Annotated in this window: 17 protein-coding genes, 2 rRNA genes and 1 riboswitch (1 of these 20 running past the window's edge); of the genes, 18 read left to right on the plus strand and 1 reads right to left on the minus strand. The window is 40.1% G+C overall.

What is annotated here, in order from left to right; translation table 11 throughout:
* The 17 genes from E2636_RS02535 to purD all read left to right on the plus strand — a co-directional run.
* Window positions 1-933: ribosomal RNA gene (locus E2636_RS02535) — 23S ribosomal RNA — on the plus strand; it begins 1,996 nt to the left of the window's first position.
* A 63-nt stretch (window positions 934-996) separates the two neighbouring features.
* Window positions 997-1,112, plus strand: a 5S ribosomal RNA gene (rrf, locus tag E2636_RS02540).
* Window positions 1,113-2,425: 1,313 nt separating this feature from the next.
* On the plus strand, window positions 2,426-2,833 hold the full coding sequence (locus E2636_RS02545; RefSeq protein ID WP_134208716.1) for a DUF3221 domain-containing protein: 408 nt from the start codon (window positions 2,426-2,428) through the stop codon (window positions 2,831-2,833).
* A 322-nt stretch (window positions 2,834-3,155) separates the two neighbouring features.
* Entirely contained in the window at window positions 3,156-3,725 is a 570-nt protein-coding gene (locus tag E2636_RS02550) for a DUF2179 domain-containing protein (RefSeq protein WP_407670276.1), read from the plus strand.
* Complete coding sequence (locus E2636_RS02555) at window positions 3,722-3,910, plus strand: NETI motif-containing protein (RefSeq protein ID WP_134208718.1); 189 nt, start codon at window positions 3,722-3,724, stop codon at window positions 3,908-3,910. The genes E2636_RS02550 and E2636_RS02555 overlap by 4 nt, the downstream gene beginning before the upstream one ends.
* A gap of 95 nt (window positions 3,911-4,005) precedes the next feature.
* Window positions 4,006-4,106, plus strand: a riboswitch (purine riboswitch).
* Between the two features lie 221 nt (window positions 4,107-4,327).
* A complete protein-coding gene (purE, locus tag E2636_RS02560; protein WP_134208720.1) occupies window positions 4,328-4,816 on the plus strand; it encodes a 5-(carboxyamino)imidazole ribonucleotide mutase in 489 nt (162 codons plus the stop codon).
* Window positions 4,813-5,937 carry a 5-(carboxyamino)imidazole ribonucleotide synthase gene (purK, locus tag E2636_RS02565; RefSeq protein ID WP_134208722.1) on the plus strand — a complete coding sequence of 375 codons (1,125 nt, stop codon included), beginning with the start codon at window positions 4,813-4,815 and terminating at the stop codon, window positions 5,935-5,937. The genes purE and purK overlap by 4 nt, the downstream gene beginning before the upstream one ends.
* Before the next feature lie 12 nt (window positions 5,938-5,949).
* Complete coding sequence (gene purB, locus E2636_RS02570) at window positions 5,950-7,245, plus strand: adenylosuccinate lyase (RefSeq protein ID WP_134208724.1); 1,296 nt, start codon at window positions 5,950-5,952, stop codon at window positions 7,243-7,245.
* Between the two features lie 14 nt (window positions 7,246-7,259).
* On the plus strand, window positions 7,260-7,976 hold the full coding sequence (purC, locus tag E2636_RS02575) for a phosphoribosylaminoimidazolesuccinocarboxamide synthase (RefSeq protein ID WP_134208726.1): 717 nt from the start codon (window positions 7,260-7,262) through the stop codon (window positions 7,974-7,976).
* A complete protein-coding gene (gene purS, locus E2636_RS02580; protein ID WP_017381706.1) occupies window positions 7,973-8,227 on the plus strand; it encodes a phosphoribosylformylglycinamidine synthase subunit PurS in 255 nt (84 codons plus the stop codon). Before purC ends, purS begins: the two co-directional genes overlap by 4 nt.
* Window positions 8,224-8,910 (plus strand): phosphoribosylformylglycinamidine synthase subunit PurQ, encoded by a 687-nt coding sequence (gene purQ, locus E2636_RS02585; RefSeq protein WP_134208728.1) that lies wholly within the window; start codon window positions 8,224-8,226, stop codon window positions 8,908-8,910. The genes purS and purQ overlap by 4 nt, the downstream gene beginning before the upstream one ends.
* A complete protein-coding gene (gene purL / locus E2636_RS02590) occupies window positions 8,894-11,125 on the plus strand; it encodes a phosphoribosylformylglycinamidine synthase subunit PurL (protein ID WP_134208730.1) in 2,232 nt (743 codons plus the stop codon). The genes purQ and purL overlap by 17 nt, the downstream gene beginning before the upstream one ends.
* Complete coding sequence (gene purF / locus E2636_RS02595; protein ID WP_134208732.1) at window positions 11,101-12,522, plus strand: amidophosphoribosyltransferase; 1,422 nt, start codon at window positions 11,101-11,103, stop codon at window positions 12,520-12,522. Before purL ends, purF begins: the two co-directional genes overlap by 25 nt.
* Window positions 12,523-12,535: 13 nt before the next feature.
* Window positions 12,536-13,597 (plus strand): phosphoribosylformylglycinamidine cyclo-ligase, encoded by a 1,062-nt coding sequence (purM, locus tag E2636_RS02600; protein WP_134208734.1) that lies wholly within the window; start codon window positions 12,536-12,538, stop codon window positions 13,595-13,597.
* Complete coding sequence (gene purN, locus E2636_RS02605; protein ID WP_134208735.1) at window positions 13,590-14,177, plus strand: phosphoribosylglycinamide formyltransferase; 588 nt, start codon at window positions 13,590-13,592, stop codon at window positions 14,175-14,177. Before purM ends, purN begins: the two co-directional genes overlap by 8 nt.
* Before the next feature lie 205 nt (window positions 14,178-14,382).
* Complete coding sequence (gene purH, locus E2636_RS02610; protein WP_134208737.1) at window positions 14,383-15,918, plus strand: bifunctional phosphoribosylaminoimidazolecarboxamide formyltransferase/IMP cyclohydrolase; 1,536 nt, start codon at window positions 14,383-14,385, stop codon at window positions 15,916-15,918.
* A gap of 432 nt (window positions 15,919-16,350) precedes the next feature.
* Window positions 16,351-17,607, plus strand: a complete 1,257-nt coding sequence (gene purD / locus E2636_RS02615; RefSeq protein ID WP_134208739.1) for a phosphoribosylamine--glycine ligase — start codon at window positions 16,351-16,353, stop codon at window positions 17,605-17,607.
* Between the two features lie 208 nt (window positions 17,608-17,815).
* Here purD and E2636_RS02620 read toward each other — a convergent pair whose 3' ends face one another.
* Entirely contained in the window at window positions 17,816-18,100 is a 285-nt protein-coding gene (locus tag E2636_RS02620) for a YgaP family membrane protein (protein ID WP_134208741.1), read from the minus strand.
* A 103-nt stretch (window positions 18,101-18,203) separates the two neighbouring features.
* Here E2636_RS02620 and E2636_RS02625 point away from each other — a divergent pair, with 103 nt between their 5' ends.
* On the plus strand, window positions 18,204-19,937 hold the full coding sequence (locus E2636_RS02625) for an adenine deaminase C-terminal domain-containing protein (protein WP_134208743.1): 1,734 nt from the start codon (window positions 18,204-18,206) through the stop codon (window positions 19,935-19,937).
* Window positions 19,938-19,944: the final 7 nt, after the last annotated feature.

Consider the following 19,944-nt stretch of genomic DNA (forward strand, 5'->3'; position numbering starts at 1 on the left):
CGAAAGGCGTAACGATCTGGGCACTGTCTCAACGAGAGACTCGGTGAAATTATAGTACCTGTGAAGATGCAGGTTACCCGCGACAGGACGGAAAGACCCCGTGGAGCTTTACTGTAGCCTGATATTGAATTTTGGCACAACTTGTACAGGATAGGTAGGAGCCTGAGATTCCGGAGCGCCAGCTTCGGAGGAGGCGTCAGTGGGATACTACCCTGGTTGTGTTGAACTTCTAACCCTTGCCCCTTATCGGGGCAGGAGACAGTGTCAGGCGGGCAGTTTGACTGGGGCGGTCGCCTCCTAAAGTGTAACGGAGGCGCCCAAAGGTTCCCTCAGAATGGTTGGAAATCATTCGTAGAGTGTAAAGGCATAAGGGAGCTTGACTGCGAGACCTACAAGTCGAGCAGGGTCGAAAGACGGGCTTAGTGATCCGGTGGTTCCGCATGGAAGGGCCATCGCTCAACGGATAAAAGCTACCCCGGGGATAACAGGCTTATCTCCCCCAAGAGTCCACATCGACGGGGAGGTTTGGCACCTCGATGTCGGCTCATCGCATCCTGGGGCTGTAGTCGGTCCCAAGGGTTGGGCTGTTCGCCCATTAAAGCGGTACGCGAGCTGGGTTCAGAACGTCGTGAGACAGTTCGGTCCCTATCCGTCGTGGGCGTAGGAAATTTGAGAGGAGCTGTCCTTAGTACGAGAGGACCGGGATGGACACACCGCTGGTGTACCAGTTGTTCTGCCAAGAGCATCGCTGGGTAGCTATGTGTGGACGGGATAAGTGCTGAAAGCATCTAAGCATGAAGCCCCCCTCGAGATGAGATTTCCCATTGCGCAAGCAAGTAAGATCCCTCAAAGACGATGAGGTAGATAGGTTCGAGGTGGAAGCACGGCGACGTGTGCAGCTGACGAATACTAATCGATCGAGGACTTAACCAAATAAAAATTGAATGGCTTTCAATGGCTCGTTTATCCAGTTTTGAGTGAACAAGCACTCATTAGTCTAGTGATAATGGCAAAGAGGTCACACCCGTTCCCATCCCGAACACGGAAGTTAAGCTCTTTAGCGCCGATGGTAGTTGGGGGTCTCCCCCTGTGAGAGTAGGACGTCGCTAGGCAATTAAGAAACCGTTACCTGTAAAAAGGTATCGGTTTTTTTGTGTGGTTTATTTTGAGTGTTAATAGAAGATGTGTTAGAAACGAGTTAAACAAGAAGTTCAGGGAGATGAGGAATGAAACCTGGATCATATAGCTTGCGGAAAGACCTGTGAAGTGACGAAAATCATTAGATTTATACAACAGTTGTCTCGACTAAGAAGTCACCTTGACTATGAATACCAACACTTTCTGATGTTTTCGTCCCCTAATAAGCAGCGTAGCGAAAATCAACCAGTTATTCCTCTTCAATTGATCCAGCGCGAAGGTTTTGTATGGATAAAATTGGGCGAAGTGGAATAAAAACCGGTTCTAGCCGATTAAACGAGTCACGAAGCCGATTAAATCTCTGGTGAAGCGGAATAAAACCTTCCCGAAGCCGAATAAAACCCTATCCAAGCCGATTAAATCTTTATCAACTACTAAATAAGGTAGGAAAATCAATCATCCACACACGAAAGTTAACTTTTTATGTAAACTTTAAGGTTTCCCTGTCTGACAGGGCTGATATCGGTTTTTTGCATGGTTTATTTTGAGTGTTAATAGAAGATGAGCGAGAAATGGGTTAAACAAGAAGTTCAGGGAGATGATGAAACCTATAGCAAACAGAATAACCTACGTTGTGACGAAAATTCATCAGATGTATTTTCCTGTTTTCTCAACTAACAAGTCACCTTGCCGATGAATACCCACATTTTCTACTATTTTTATTCCCTAATAAGCAGCGTAGCGAAAATCAAGGCAATTATTCCTCCTGGATTGGTCCCTCGAGAAGGAATTATATGGATAAAATTGGGTGAATCGGAATAAAACCTCAATCTAGCCGATTAAATCTTTTTCAAACTATTTAATAGGAAGGAATATTAAATCTCCACACACTTGAAGTTAAGCTCATGCCCGATATCAACATCTTACTCTACTCTCCCGCAAAAGAGACTAGGACGTCGCAAGGCAACTGTAAGACAGGAACCTATAAAAGGGAACCGGTATATTTACCCAAGGTTTAATAGAAGATGAGCAAGATAATAAGTCGAATAAACAAAATGATGAGACTCGGAGTGTATAGCAAAAGTGAAAGACATGCAATTGCCGAAGATCATTAAGTATATATTACCTGTTGTCTTAACTAACAAGTCACCTTACCATCACTTTCTGATATTTTCGTTCCCTAATTAGCAGCGTAGCGTAAATAAAGCCAATCTTCTATCAAGAATGTCTTATATGTAACTTTTCATTCAATTATCCGACTAATTAAAAAATGAGAGGCGGAATCTAAATGATGAAAAAAGCGATCATTTTTCTAATATTATTAGCTCTTGTAGGATGTGGAAATGGTAATAAGATCTCCGAATCAACCAATAATCTGAATCCTTCTGCATCTGAAGATAGTCAGTTTGTTGAATATGGTGTCGCTGGTCATATTGTTAAGATAACAGCTAGTGAAGATGAAGTGATTATGGGAACTATTAAAATTGATGGTCCAGAAAATAATGGTGCTAAATATAAAGAAGCTGTGGTTACCGTAACACCTAATACTAAAATCTATATTAATGACCTCACTGATTTTGATAATTTAGAAGTTGGAATGTATATCAATGTCTTTTTTGAAGGTCCTGTTAAAGAGTCTCTCCCTGTTCAAGCAACTGCTAAACAAATTAACATCATTCCAGATGATCCAAAATGAAAAAAAGATGGGTGAAGCCTATAATTTCATGCTAAGTTTCTTTCGGTAACAAAAATTAGTTCTCAGGTGTTTCGTCAATTCTAATGGAAGTGTCTAAATCGGACACATATGAAAAAGCCACCTCGACTAGGTCTGTGAGCCAACACTCTGCTAGTAATGTGTTCAAAGGTAAATAGAATTCGCGAATATCCATTTGAATTTCTATGAAACTAAAGGATATTTTCTGTTTTTCAAACAGCATATTTCATGACGAATATTACATTTTATAATTCAATCAATATCCCTTGTAATCTTGCAGTTTCTCTAATAAGATTAGGACTAAATGTTTTTGAATGAAGGGAAGATTGTGATGGGAATAGATGCACTATTGATGGTGTTAATTATATTTAGTATTAATATTGTGTATGTAACATTCTTTACTGTACGTATGATATTGACGTTAAAAGGCTATCGTTATGTTGCTGCATTTATTAGTATGTTTGAAGTGGTTATTTATGTTGTAGGTCTTGGCTTGGTTCTCGATAACTTAAATGAGATTCAAAATCTAATGGCTTATGCAATCGGATATGGAACGGGTGTCATTATTGGTACTAAGATTGAAGAGAAAATGGCACTTGGATATATAACAGTGAATGTGATTACAACTGAAGAAAATAAATTATTGCCTCGCTTATTGCGAGATAAAGGATATGGCGTTACAGACTGGGATGCGAATGGTCTTGAGGGCATGAGAAAAGCAATGCAAATTTTGACTCCTCGTAAGTATGAGCTGAGGTTATATGCGACAATTAAGGAGTTGGATCCAAAAGCATTTATCATTGCATATGAACCTAAAACAATTCATGGCGGTTTCTGGGTCAAGACTGTAAGAAAAGGAAAGCTCTTTAAATGAAGAAAAAAACACTGTGGTTTGAAGTCGAAGAGAATGAAACGATTGATGATTGTTTGAAACGCATGAAGACGCAAGGCTATATGCCGATAGGGCGAAGAGAAAAACCTGTTTTTGAAGAAGTGAATGGTGAATATCTACCTATTCGTCAAATCATCCAGTTTAAAGGTACGGACATCTCTGAATAACCATAAAATGGTCTAAAAACCGAACGATATGGTTTTCTTAAAAATTATTGTTCGCATTTTGCATTGACTCATAGAGATCATCTTGTTAAAATATGAATATAGAAACATCTAATCCCCATATATGCTAAAGAATTGGCTTTAGCGTCTCTACCAGGTCACCGTAAATGACCGGACTATGCGGGAAAGCAACTTTTGGATGAATGAAGGATGTGAAACTGTGCATGTATATGTCAGCAACTCATAGCCCAATTTCTTTAATGTCCTCAAGTAAACTGCTTTTCATGCATAGTGAGCAGTTTATTTGGGGATTTTTATGTTGTAGAGGTAGTTCGAAAAAATTTCCTAAAAAAAGCTGAGTTCCAAAAATGGCTCTTTTTATGAATCTTTTTGAACACACAATTAAAGGAGAGATTTTCAGTGAATGAAAAAGTAGGCGTCATCATGGGAAGCTCAAGTGATTGGGAAACAATGAAACATACATGTGACATTTTAGATGAACTGCAAGTCCCTTATGAAAAAAAAGTTGTGTCTGCACATCGAACTCCAGATTTAATGTTTGAATATGCTTCTTCAGCACGTACGCGAGGCATTCAAGTAATAATTGCTGGTGCTGGTGGTGCGGCCCATTTACCAGGAATGGTCGCTTCAAAAACTACTTTGCCAGTTATCGGAGTTCCTATTCAATCAAAAGCTTTAAATGGAATAGATTCATTACTATCTATCGTGCAAATGCCAAGTGGTGTCCCAGTAGCAACAGTGGCAATTGGAAAAGCTGGTGCAACAAATGCAGGATTACTTGCTGCTCAAATGTTAGCTATGACGGATCAAACCCTTGCGCTCAATTTAGATCAACGTAGACAAGAAACAAAAGCAAAAGTGCTTGAAAGCAATGGTGATTTACTATGACAAAAACCATTTATCCAGGACAAACAATCGGGATTATTGGTGGTGGTCAATTAGGACGTATGATGGCTTTAGCTGCTAAAGAAGCCGGATTTAAAATAGCTGTACTTGACCCGACAATGGAGTCTCCATGTGGACAAGTAGCAGATATACAAATTATCGCATCTTTTAATGATGACAGTGCTTTAGAAGAACTTGCAGAAGTGAGCGATGTTATTACGTATGAATTTGAAAACATCGACTATAAGGGCCTAAAGCGTCTAACTGAATTCGCCTATGTTCCACAAGGTGCTGAACTTGTTCGTATTACACAAAATCGTATTACTGAAAAAGCTGAAATTCGAAAAGCGGGTGTCTTGATTGCGAATTATGTTGTCGCTACAAGTCCTGTAGAACTTAAAGCAACTATTGAAGAAATTGGGTTTCCTTGTATCGTTAAGACGGCATTTGGTGGTTACGATGGCAAAGGGCAAGTTAAGTTAAACTCAAAAGAGGAATTAAAACTAGCCACACCATTATTTGAACACGGTGCGTGTATTGCAGAAGCGTTTGTTCCTTTCACAAAAGAAATTTCAGTTATCGTTCAGCGTAACGGAAACGGCGAAACATATTGTTTACCTGTTGGAGAGAATATTCATAAAGACCATATATTACATCAAACAATTGTGCCTGCGAGAGTATCTGAAACGATTATTACACAAGCTACCAAAGCAGCTGAACAAATTGCTGATCACTTACAACTAGTTGGAACTTTGGCAGTTGAAATGTTTGTTTTAGAAAATGACACAATTGTTATTAACGAGTTAGCTCCGCGTCCTCATAATTCAGGACACTATTCAATAGAAGGAACTACCATTTCTCAGTTTCATCAACATGTAAGAGCGATATGTGGATGGCCACTTCGCAAACCAACTCTACACCAGCCGACAGTTATGGTGAATGTTCTCGGAGAACATGTTGTTCCTTTATCAAATGCTATTTCAAAATACCCGGATTGGTCGATTCACTTATACGGGAAAGAAGAAGCGAAAACGAAACGTAAAATGGGGCATGTCACCATTTTGACTGATGATATTAATAAAACATTACAAGAAATCGATCATTCTGGCATTTGGTCAGAATAGAAGGAGCAATTTATGATAGAACGTTATACACGCCCAGAAATGGGAGCAATTTGGACAGAACAAAACAAATATCAAGCATGGTTAGAAGTAGAAATTTTAGCTTGTGAAGCTTGGGCAGAACTTGGTGATATTCCTAAAGAAGACGTAGCGAAGATTCGCGCGAGTGCTTCATTTGATGTCAGTCGTATTTTAGAAATTGAAGAAGAGACGCGTCACGATGTAGTTGCTTTCACACGTGCTGTATCTGAAACACTTGGCGAAGAACGTAAATGGGTGCATTATGGCCTTACTTCCACTGACGTCGTTGATACGGCTCTTTCATATATCATCAAACAAGCAAATGAAATTCTTCGTAAAGACTTAAATAATTTCATTGAAATTTTAGCGAATAAAGCAAAAGAACATAAATTCACAGTCATGATGGGTCGTACACATGGTGTACACGCTGAGCCAACTACTTTTGGATTAAAGTTAGCGTTATGGCATGAGGAAATGAAGCGTAACTTGGAACGTTTTGAAGCAGCTGCTAAGTCTATTGAAACGGGCAAAATGTCTGGTGCAGTTGGAACATATGCAAATATTGATCCTTTTGTAGAAAAATATGTATGTGACAACTTGGGGATTGCTGCATCACCTATTTCAACACAAACACTTCAACGTGACCGTCATGCACAATACATGAGTACGCTTGCGTTAATCGCAACGTCTGTAGAGAAATTTGCGACAGAAGTTCGCGGCTTACAAAAGTCAGAAACGCGTGAAGTGGAAGAATCATTTGCTAAAGGTCAAAAAGGATCTTCGGCAATGCCTCATAAACGTAATCCAATCGGTTCGGAAAATATGGTGGGTCTTGCACGATTAATTCGTGGCTACATGTTAACTGCTTATGAAAATGTGCCATTATGGCATGAACGTGATATTTCACATTCATCTGCAGAACGTGTGATTTTACCAGATGCGACGATCGCTTTAAATTATATGTTGAACCGTTTCGGCAATATTATTAAAAACTTAACGGTGTTCCCTGAAAATATGAAACGCAATATGGATAGCACACTTGGCTTGATTTACTCACAACGAGTCCTTCTGGGGTTAATTGACAAAGGGTTAGCTCGTGAGGAAGCTTACGATACTGTACAACCTTGCGCAATGGAAGCATGGGAAAACCAAATCGCCTTCCGTGGTGTAGTTGAAAAGAGTGAGAAAATCACATCATACTTATCCAAAGAAGAATTAGATGATTGCTTTGACTATAATTATCATATCCAACATGTAGACATGATTTTTGGACGTCTCGGACTAAACTAATCGGGGGAATACACGTGGAAAAAGGTCAACTTTTGTATGAAGGTAAAGCGAAACGATTATACACAACAGACAAAGAGGATATTCTCTTTGTGGAATATAAAGACAGTGCCACAGCTTTTAACGGCGAAAAGAAAGCCGAGATAGTTGGAAAAGGTACGTTAAATAACCGAATCACTACTTTATTGTTCGAAAAACTTAAAGCAGAGGGTATTGACTCACATTTCGTTGAACAATTATCTGATCATGAACAGTTGGTAAAAAAAGTCGACATTATTCAAATTGAAGTCGTTGTTCGTCAAATCGCTGCTGGTAGTTTGGCTAAGCGTCTTGGACTTGAAGAAGGCGTACAACTTGCACGACCAATCGTCGAATTTTACTACAAAGACGATGAACTCGGAGATCCTCTGATTACTGAAGAACATATTGAACTTTTAAACCTTGCTACACCAGTTGAAGTGAAAGCTCTTTATGAAAAAGGCTTACAAGTCAATGAAGTGTTAACTCGATTTTTCAAAGAAGTCGGCGTGATCTTGGTAGACTTTAAATTAGAATTTGGTCGCGATGAAAATGGTAATGTTTTGCTTGCAGATGAAATTTCACCGGATACATGCCGCTTATGGGACGAAAAAACAAAACAAAAGTTAGATAAAGACGTGTTTCGCAGAGATTTAGGACAATTAAAAGACGCATACGAAATCATACTATCCCGTCTAGGAGGACTCACAAAATGAAAAAAGTAAAAATCTATGTAACTCTTCGCGAAAGCGTATTAGACCCACAAGGCTCAGCAGTCATGGGGGCACTTCATACAATGGGATATGACGAAATAGCAGATGTACGCATCGGAAAATACTTGGAACTTCAAGTGGATGACTCTGAACGACCATTAGACGAGCTTGTAAAAGAAATGTGTGAAAAACTACTTACCAACACAGTAATTGAAGACTATCGATACGATGTTGAGGAGGCTGTAAGAAAATGAAGTTTGCAGTCCTCGTATTCCCAGGATCGAACTGTGATTTAGATATGTATCATGCAATTAAAGACGAGCTTGGTGAAGAAGCTGAGTACGTGTGGCATGATACGAAAGATTTAAGTGGTTATGACGGTATTTTATTGCCAGGTGGATTCTCTTACGGAGATTACTTACGTTGTGGAGCAATTGCTCAATTTTCAAACGTGATGAGCGAAGTGAAAAAAGCTGCAGATGCTGGCAAACCTGTACTAGGAATTTGTAATGGTTTTCAAATTTTAACAGAAGCAGGCCTTCTTCCAGGAGCTCTACTTCGTAATAAAAATTTGAAATTCATGTGTCGTACAGTTAAATTAACAGTTGAAAATAACGACACTATGTTTACAAATGCGTATGCAAATGGTCAAGTGATCGATGTCCCAATCGCACATGGCGAAGGGAACTATACATGTGATGCAGAAACTCTTGCTTCACTAAAAGCGAACAATCAAATTGTGTTTACGTATTCAAACGATAATCCAAACGGCAGTGTAGAAGATATTGCAGGGATTGTTAACGAACGAGGCAATGTCTTAGGCATGATGCCTCATCCAGAGCGTGCCGTTCATGAATTGATTGGTGGCACGGATGGTTTAGCACTATTCAAATCTATGGTTAAACAGTGGAGGGAATCTCATGTCAGTCATGCTTGAACCAAATCCTCAGCAGATTAAAGAACAAAAATTATACGCTCAAATGGGCATGTCAGATAGCGAGTTTGAAATGGTTGAAAAGATTTTAGGACGTCAGCCAAACTATACAGAAACAGGTTTATTTTCAGTTATGTGGTCAGAGCATTGTTCATATAAAAACTCGAAACCTGTATTAAGTAAATTTCCAACGACAGGTCCACGTGTTTTACAAGGTCCTGGTGAAGGTGCAGGAATTGTTGATATTGGAGACGGACAAGCTGTTGTTTTCAAAATGGAATCACATAATCATCCATCAGCTATCGAACCTTATCAAGGGGCGGCAACAGGTGTGGGTGGGATCATTCGTGACGTTTTCTCAATGGGAGCACGTCCAATTGCTATGCTAAATTCACTACGTTTTGGTGAATTAACAACTCCCCGCGTACGTTATTTATTTGAAGAAGTAGTTGCTGGTATCGCAGGATACGGTAACTGTATTGGTATTCCTACTGTAGGTGGAGAAATCCAGTTTGATGATTGTTATGCTGGAAATCCATTAGTAAACGCGATGTGTGTTGGTTTAATTAATCATGAAGACATCCAAAAAGGGATCGCTTCTGGTGTGGGCAACACAGTGATGTATGTTGGCGCAAAAACAGGACGCGATGGTATTCACGGTGCAACATTTGCTTCTGAAGAATTGAGTGAAGCGTCTGAAGAGAAACGCCCTGCGGTTCAAGTGGGAGATCCATTCATGGAGAAACTGTTACTTGAAGCGTGTTTGGAACTCGTTAAATTAGATTCTTTAGTTGGTATTCAAGATATGGGTGCAGCAGGATTAACTTCTTCAGCTGCAGAAATGGCATCAAAAGCAGGTTTCGGTATTGAAATGAATTTAGATGCAGTTCCTCAACGTGAAACAGGAATGACTGCTTACGAAATGATGTTATCTGAATCTCAAGAACGTATGTTAATTGTCGTGAAAAAAGGGCATGAAGCAGAAATCGAAGTGCTATTTGAGAAGTATGATTTAGACGCAGTTGCTGTTGGCATTGTAACTGATGATAAAATGCTTCGTTTACTTCATAAAGGTGAAGTTGTAGCTAATGTTCCTGCAGATGCGTTGGCAGAAGAAGCGCCAGTTTATTATAAACCTTCTAGTGTTCCTGCTTATTACACACAATATCAAGCGATGGAAAATGTTGAACCACAGGTCGCTAATTATAAAGAAACTTTAATAAACTTATTAAAACAACCAACCATTGCTTCAAAAGAATGGGTTTACGATCAATACGATTATCAAGTGCGTACAAGCACAGTCGTTGCACCAGGTTCTGACGCTGCGGTAGTTCGCGTTCGTGGGACGAATAAAGGGTTAGCGATGACGACAGACTGTAATTCTCGCTATATTTATTTGGATCCAGAAACTGGCGGCAAAATTGCGGTAGCAGAGGCTGCACGTAATGTTGTTTGTTCTGGAGCTAAACCACTGGCAATTACCGATTGTTTAAACTTCGGGAATCCGGAAAACCCAGAGATTTTCTGGCAATTAGAAAAGTCAGCTGACGGTATGGCTGCGGCGTGTCTTGCTCTTGAATCACCAGTTATCGGTGGGAATGTTTCACTTTACAACGAACGCAGCGGAGTCGCTGTTTATCCAACACCTACAATTGGTTTAGTTGGATTAGTTGAAGACTTGTCACATGTTACGACGCAAGACGTGAAAGAAGCAGGTGACTTTGTCTACCTAATCGGAGAAACGATGACTGAATTTGGTGGTAGTGAGTTGCAAAAAATGGTAGAAGGTCGCATTTTTGGTAAAGCACCTACGATTAACTTAGATGTAGAAGTAGCTCGTCAAGACGCACTTTTACTAGCTATTCAATCAGGCAAAGTAGCATCTGCACATGATATTTCTGAAGGTGGATTTGCGGTTGCGTTAGCAGAGAAAACATTTGGTAGTCAAAATCTTGGTGTAGACGTAACAATAACTGGTTCGGCGATTACTGCTTTATTCAGCGAATCACAATCACGTTTCATCGTAACTGTAAAAGAAGCACATGCAGTAGCTTTCGAAGAAATCGTAAAAGACGCTGTGAAAATAGGAACGGTAACATCTGATAAGTCCGTCATTATACGAAATGGGAATGGCGAAGAGTGGGTTTCAGGTTCTGTAGAAGAATTTAAGGCTGCTTGGAAAGGAGCAATTCCATGCTTGCTGAACTCAGAGGGTTAAACGAAGAGTGTGGCGTCTTTGGAATTTGGGGAGACTCGAATGCAGCACAAATCACCTATTATGGACTACATGCTTTGCAACATCGCGGACAAGAGGGAGCGGGGATCGTCGTTACTGACGGTCAATCGCTTCAAGCGGTAAAAGGTGAAGGTCTTGTGAGTGAAGTATTTAGTACTGGAAAGCTTGACCATTTGAAGGGCAGTGGTGCAATAGGCCATGTCCGTTATGCAACAGCAGGAGGCAGAGGGATTGAAAATGTACAACCACTTTTATTCCGCTCTTCAACGGGTAGTTTAGCAATTGCACACAACGGTAACTTAGTTAATGCAAATTCCTTAAGAAGACATTTAGAGCGTCAAGGTAGTATATTCCAATCCTCTTCAGATACAGAAGTATTAGCTCATTTAATTAAAAAAAGTGGCTACGCTACATTTGAACAGCGTGCTAAAAATGCACTTTCACTTCTTAAAGGTGCATTTGCAGTCGTCATGATGACTGAAGACGAAATGACCGTTGCACTTGACCCGAATGGATTACGTCCTCTGTCACTTGGGAAGTTAGGAGATGCATGGGTTGTAGCATCTGAAACATGTGCGTTTGATCTCATTGGTGCGGAATATATTCGTTCGATTGAGCCTGGTGAATTCCTAATAATAAACGATGAAGGAATGAGAGCAGAGCGTTTTGCTTTTCCACAGAAACGTGCAATTTGTACGATGGAATACGTTTATTTCTCACGTCCCGATTCAGATATTGATGGCATCAATATTCATATGGCACGAAAACGTTTAGGCAAAGAACTTGCGAAAGAATTGGAAATTGATGCGGATGTTGTGACTGGAGTTCCGGACTCTAGTATTTCTGCTGCGATTGGATTCTCTGAAGCTACAGGTATTCCTTATGAATTAGGATTAATTAAGAACCGTTACGTCGGACGAACGTTTATCCAGCCTTCTCAAGACTTACGTGAACGCGGAGTCAAGATGAAATTGTCTCCCGTACGCCAAGTTGTAAATGGCAAACGAGTTGTCATGGTGGATGATTCCATCGTTCGTGGGACAACGTCTAGACGTATCGTCACTTTGTTAAAAGAAGCAGGAGCGACAGAAGTACATGTTGTCATCAGTTCTCCACCTATTAAAAACCCATGTTTTTACGGTATTGATATTAGTTCGAGCGAAGAACTTATTGCGTCAAACAAAAGCGTAGAAGAGATGCGGGTATTAATTGGAGCAGATTCATTAACTTTCCTATCAGTTGAAGGAATGGTGCGCGCAATCGGTCGTACGGATGAAGGACCTGATGCAGGGCATTGTTTGGCTTGCTTTACAAATAATTATCCAACAGAAATTTATCCAGATACTGTTTTACCTCATAAAAAAGAATTATCACGCTAGGGAGGCGACATGAATGTCAAAGGCATATGAACAAGCTGGTGTAAATATTGAAGCGGGTTACGAAGCTGTAAAGCGAATGAAGTCTCATGTGGATCGCACAGCACGTAAAGGCATAATGGGTGCATTTGGCGGTTTTGGTGGCATGTTTGATTTGTCGTCGCTCAATTATAAAGAACCTGTATTAATTTCTGGTACAGACGGAGTTGGAACCAAATTAAAATTAGCGTTTATGACAGATCAACATGATACGATTGGCATCGATTGTGTTGCAATGTGCGTGAATGACATCGTAGCTCAAGGAGCAGAACCATTATTTTTCCTTGATTACTTAGCAGTTGGACAAGCTCAACCTGAAAAGATTGAGCAAATTGTTAAAGGCGTAGCTGATGGTTGTGTGCAAGCAGGTGCTGCACTTATTGGCGGAGAAACAGCAGAAATGCCGGGTCTATATGAAGTAGATGAATATGATGTTGCAGGTTTTGCTGTAGGAGTTGCTGAAAAGTCGAATATTGTAACAGGTGAGCATATTCAAACTGGTGATGTACTTGTTGGACTTGCTTCTAGTGGAATTCATTCAAATGGCTTCTCTCTTGTACGTAAAATCGTGTTTGCCGATCAAGGTTATGAAATTGATTCCTTAGTTGCGGGATACGAAAATTTGGGGCATATCGGTAAAGCATTACTAGAACCAACTAAAATTTATGCAAAACCAGTTTTAGCTATTCATGAAAAGCTTACCGTTCATGGCATGGCTCACGTAACAGGCGGAGGTTTTTTCGAAAACTTGCCTCGTATGATGCCAGCTGACTTAGGTGTAGAAATTGAGTTGGGCTCTTGGCCTGTCTTACCAGTATTTTCAATGTTGAAAGAAAAAGGGTCTTTAACTGACCGTGATTTATATAGTGTCTTTAATATGGGTATTGGTTTTGTCATTGCACTTCCTGAAGAACAAGCAATACAAGCCATACAAGTAGCTGTTGAAAACGGTGAAAATGCTTACGTTATTGGTCGAGTAATTGAGGGTGAAGGTGTTCACTTCAAAGGCTCTCATGACGGGACTTTAGTCAATGAATAATAAGCCAAAGGTGGCGATTTTTGCTTCTGGAAGTGGAAGTAATTTTCAAGTCATCATGGATGCATCAAGAGCAGGTGATTTACATGCCGATATCGTGGCAGTTGTGACGGATAAACCGCATGCATTTGTGGTGGATCGTGCAACTGCAGCAGGTGTTTCTGTAGTAGCTTTCAGTCCGAAAGATTTTTCTTCAAAAGTGGATTATGAGACAGCCATTTTGCAAGAGTTACAACAGCTTGAAGTAGAATGGTTAGTGTTAGCTGGATACATGCGCTTAATTGGAGAAACCATACTGGATGCATTTCCACATAAAATCGTCAACATTCATCCTTCGCTTTTACCATCATTTCCTGGTAAAGATGCCATTGGTCAGGCTATGGAACATGGCGTAAAGATAACGGGTGTGACCGTACATTATGTAGATGCTGGCATGGACACGGGGGAAATCTTATCGCAACAAGCCGTTGAAGTTATTAACGGTGACCCCAAAAAAACAGAACAACGTATTCACGCAGTTGAACACGAACTCTATACAAAAACATTACAACAATTATGGAGGCCCACAGGAAGCGGGTCATGAAGGCGTTGCGACAGGACGTCGCGTTCTTAGCCTTCGTTCCTTACCTATCAGCTTATCTGTAGAAAATAAAAATAGTAAGCCAAATCCTCTAACAAGGATTGGTTATGTCTAGCTCCTCAGGCTAAGGCCGCACCTTCGTTTCACAACGTCGGAGTTGGTCCCACTTGGCCTGATCCGCTTTTCTAATTATAAGGAGGACTTTTTCGTGAAAAAACGTGCGCTCATAAGTGTGTCAGACAAATCAGGAATTCTTGAATTCGCAAAAGAGTTAGAGACATTAGGATATGAAATTTTATCAACAGGTGGAACTAAAGCTTATTTATCAGAAAATGGTGTGGCTATTACTCCTGTCGATGAAGTAACAGGTTTTCCTGAAATATTAGGTGGACGTGTCAAAACATTGAACCCTATGATTCATGGTGGACTTCTTGCTAAGCACGATGATGCTGATCATCAAGCACAAATGAACGAACATGGTATAAAGCCAATCGACGTTGTCTGTGTGAATTTGTATCCATTCCGTGAAACTATTTCAAAACCGGATGTTACAGCTGACAATGCAATTGAAAATATCGATATTGGTGGACCTGCTATGTTGCGCGCATCTGCGAAGAATCATGCGTATGTTACAGTCATTATAGATGCAGCAGACTATCCAGCGGTTGTAGAAGAATTAAAAGCGGAGGGCAAAACAACTTTAGATACACGAAGACGTTTAGCTGCAAAAGTATTCCGTCATACGGCTTCTTACGATGCTTATATTTCTAATTATTTAACAGAATTAGTTGGAGAAGAATTTCCAGAGCAGGTTACATTTACATATGAATTAAAACAACCACTGCGTTATGGAGAAAATCCACATCAAAAAGCAGCATTCTATCAACGTTCACTTGGATCGGATTTCTCAATTGCTTCTGCACAGCAACTGCACGGTAAAGAACTTTCTTACAACAACATTCAAGATGCTAATGCTGCCATTCAAATCATCAAAGAATTTGAACTTCCAGCTGCAGTAGCTGTTAAACATATGAACCCATGTGGAGTAGGAATTGGTGAAACGATTGCTCAAGCTTTCGGGAAAGCTTATGAAGCGGATAGCATGTCTATTTTTGGAGGAATCGTTGCCTTAAATCGTGAAGTTGACGCTCAAACAGCGGAACAACTTTCAGGTATTTTCTTAGAAATTATTTTAGCTCCTGCATTTTCAGAAGAAGCATTAGCCATTTTAACGAAGAAGAAAAATATTCGATTATTAACAATTCCTTTTGAACAAAACAAAAAAGATAAATGGAACACTGTGTCAATTGAAGGTGGCTTGTTGATGCAACAACCAGACGCATATGGATTGGCAGACGCAGAAGTGCGTGTTGTCACAGAGCGTCAACCAACAGATGAAGAATGGGCGGCACTTAAACTAGGATGGAGCGTTGTTAAACACGTGAAATCCAATGCGATTGTTGTCACAGATGCACATATGACTTTAGGCGTTGGTGCTGGTCAAATGAACCGCGTTGGAGCAGCGAAGATTGCTTTAGAGCAAGCTGCAGATAAAGCACAAGGAGCATCTCTTGCATCAGACGCCTTTTTCCCAATGAATGATACAGTTGAAACGGCTGCAAAAGCAGGTATTACTGCGATTATTCAACCAGGTGGATCGGTAAAAGATGAAGATTCGATTCAAAAAGCAAATGAGTATGGTATTGCGATGGTGTTTACAGGAGTTCGTCACTTCAAACACTAGGCACTGTTAAAATATACTGTTGATTTCCGTTCCAACGCACTTTCATGTTTCGAAGCTAGCATAGCGATGCAGAAAACAGGGCGGGGTCTCACCTGGACTCGCTTTTCCCGCTGGAAAGATATTGCACGAACTGTCATTTGTCCAATATCTTTGCGACGAGTAACCGCAGGAGCACATGTTTTCTCGCCGCCTTCCACTACAATCAATAAAATAATTAAAATCAACAAATTATAATAAAGCAAAACACTTAAAAAAATGAGTGCATTTGAATCCTGCAAGTCCGCAAAATCATGAATAATGAGACTGACAAGTATTTGGTTTTCATACTTGTGAGCCCATGCGATACGCTGGTAATCGCAAATGCATGATAACCAACAGTAAGAGTATGTTCCACAAAATCCTATTCGAATTTCTTAATAAGGAGGAACTTTGATGAAAGTACTTGTGATTGGTAGTGGTGGTCGTGAACATGCCATTGTACGTCAATTTAAAAACTCTCCATCTGTAACAGAAGTATTTGTTGCTCCTGGGAATGATGGGATGAAGCAAGATGCAACCTGCGTAGCCATCGATTCATTAGAATTTGAAATGTTAACTGCGTTTGTTCATGAAAATGCTATTGATTTAACCTTTGTTGGACCTGAACAACCTCTTGCTGAGGGCATTGTAGATTATTTTGAATCCCAAGGTTTACGTATTTTCGGACCTACGAAAGCAGCAGCTCAAATCGAAGGCAGTAAATCGTTTGCTAAAGAATTGATGAAAAAATACAAGATCCCAACAGCTGCATATGAAACATTTACAGATGTAAATGAAGCGAAAGACTATATTCGAAAAATGGGTACGCCAATTGTGGTTAAAGCAGATGGTCTTGCTGCTGGTAAAGGTGTTGTCGTTGCGATGACTCTTGAGGAAGCTATCTTCACTGTAGAAGACATGATTGGAAACCAAAAGTTTGGTGAGTCTTCTTCACGTGTAGTCATTGAAGCCTTCTTAGATGGGGAAGAATTCTCGTATATGTCCTTCGTGCATAATGGTCAAATTTATCCGATGGTCATTTCTCAAGATCACAAACGTGCATATGATGGTGACAGAGGCCCGAATACAGGTGGTATGGGAGCCTATTCACCCGTTCCTCATTTACCGGAATCGGTTATTCAACAAGCGTACGATTCAATTGTCGTACCAACTGTTGAAGCGATGGCTGCTGAAGGGACCCCTTTTAGCGGAATCTTATATGCAGGTGTCATTTTAACTGCTGAAGGTCCAAAAGTGATTGAATTCAATGCGCGTTTTGGCGATCCTGAAACGCAAGTTGTTTTGCCACGAATGACTTCTGATTTTGGTGAGTTTATGACAGCACTTCTCGATGAAAAGCCTTTTGAATTAAATTGGTCAAATGATGAAATATTAGGCGTCGTGATTGCAGCAAATGGCTACCCTGTGAAAGTAGAGAAGGGTGCTATTTTACCTGATTTATCGAAGCTTAATGGAGATTTGCAAGTGTTCCATGCTGGGACGAAAGAAGTAGATGGTCAATTTGTTGTCAATGGTGGCCGAGTGATTTTGGTAACTGCGAAAGCGACTTCTTTAAAACAAGCACGGCAACAAGTTTACGCAGCGTTATCTGACCTTGAGTGGGATGGCCTCTTCTATCGCTGTGATATCGGATGGCGTGCGTTAAAATAACTTCAAAAGGACTGTCGCCAAATAATTTGGGACAGTCTTTTTGTAAATATTTGGTTGAAGCCGATTAAATCTCTTGTGAAGCCGATTAAAACGTGAGTGAAGCGGAATAAACATCAGTTGAAGCCGAATAAACAGCAACTGAAGCGGAATAAATCTTCACAAAGCCGAATAAACACTTTCCAACCGCGAATGCCACATCTAAACTTTGTTACGATGTTACCGACATGCCATCACTAGCAAAGGCTTTCATTAACTTCTCTACTTCAGGTCCTGCAGTATGCCCCATCATACCTTGTTTCTGCATGATAGCTTTTAAAGGACAAAATTTCACGGTTCCTTCTGCTGCTTTCATAGCCCCAAAGGCAATCAACATGCGCCCTTTAGGACAATTTGGATTTCGGGAGAGTTTAGCGGTACCATAAGCGAGCATACTAAGACCGAGCGAGAGTCTTGCTAGCGCGTTGCGAGTACTTATATTTTGTGTTTGTGTCATTCCAATTTTCCTCCTTTCTACATTTCCAATAGTTTTCTTTAAAGTCTGAAGTTGTTATGCTAGTATAAAAAATAAAACAGTACGTGAAAGGAGAATGGATGACATGCAACACACGTCGTGGAAAATTAGTGAAATTCGTCATCAATTAAGTATGATTGATGGAAAAGCGAGTCCTGACAAAATTATTATAAACGCAAAATACTTACATAGCGTGTTGAAAAAATGGGTAGAAGGAAATATTTGGATATCTAAAGATCGTATTGTTTACGCAGGTTCAGAAATGCCAGTAATGACGACTGACGCAGAAATAATCGATGCAGGGGGACAGGTTATTGTACCAGGCTACATTGAACCTCATGTTCATCCATTCCAACTTTATCATCCCCAATCATTCGCAGATTATGCAGCTCAATTAGGAACTACTACTTTTCTATCAGACAATCTAATCCTCTTTTTATTTCTTGAAAATGAGAAAGCGTTTACAATTCTTGATGAGCTAAATGAATTGCCGTTTTCATTCTATTGGTGGGCAAGATTTGATTCACAAACAGAACTAGAAAATGAAGATGATTTATTTACGACAAAATCAATTGGTGAATGGTTAGACAGACCTGAAGTTCTTTTGGGCGGAGAGTTGACTGGTTGGCCACGTTTATTAGCTGGTGACGATCAAATGTTGTACTGGTTACAATCGGCTAAAATGAAAGGCAAAAAACTCGAAGGTCATTTTCCAGGGGCATCAGAAAAAACGTTGGCACGTATGCGTTTGCTTGGAGCTGATGGAGACCATGAAGCGATGACAGTTGAAGAAGTCGAACGTCGTTTGTTACATGGCTATGCCGTGACGTTAAGGCATTCGTCTATTCGTCCAGATTTACCACATTTATTAAAAGATATTGTGGATAAAGGACTAGATGTATTTGACCATTTAATGATGACTACGGATGGTTCAACACCCTCTTTCCATATTGATGGTGTAATGGATAAATGTATTCAAATAGCATTAGATGCTGGAGTTGAGCCAATAGATGCTTACCATATGGCATCTTATAATGTGGCACGTTATTACAATATGACAAGCTTACATGGCCTTATTGCCACAGGGAGATTTGCGACGTTAAACTTTTTGGAAAATGAACATAAACCTGTCCCAGTTAGCGTACTATCTAAAGGTGTATGGTTAAAAAAAGACGGGAAACAAGTTCACAAGTTACCGAAAATAGATTGGTCTGCTCTAGGTGAATTAGAATTACCTTTCGATTTGCATGATGGTGATTTTGAATTTTCTATGCCATTTGGAATTGAAATGGTAAACGACGTAATTACCAAACCATACAGCGTTTCGATTTATACGGGAGAAACTACATTAAGTACAGAGCATGATGAGAGTTATTTAATGCTCATTGATCGCAAAGGAAAGTGGCGAGTAAACACGATGATCAAAGGCTTTGCGACTTCTGTGATGGGGTTTGCAACTTCTTATTCCAATACAGGGGATATCATCCTTATAGGAAAAAATCGTCAAGATATGCTCATAGCATTTAATGAAATGAAACGCATGAAAGGCGGCATTGTACTTGTTGAGCAAGGTGAAGTGGTTTCACATATTCCACTGGCAATAGGTGGAAGCTTGTCTAATGAATCAATAGAAGATTTAATCGTACAAGAATTAGCCTTAAAGACAGCATTAAAGGAGCGAGGGTATATACACGGAGATGCAATCTATACATTGTTATTTTTACAATCTACTCATCTACCGTATGTACGAATTACACAACGTGGCATTTTTGATGTAATGAAAAAGTCCGTTTTGTTTCCTTCATTCATGAGATCTTAAGGGGGAG

Origin of the sequence: Paenisporosarcina antarctica, from assembly GCF_004367585.1 — a bacterium.
In the GTDB taxonomy this organism is placed as follows: Bacteria; Bacillota; Bacilli; order Bacillales_A; family Planococcaceae; genus Paenisporosarcina; species Paenisporosarcina antarctica.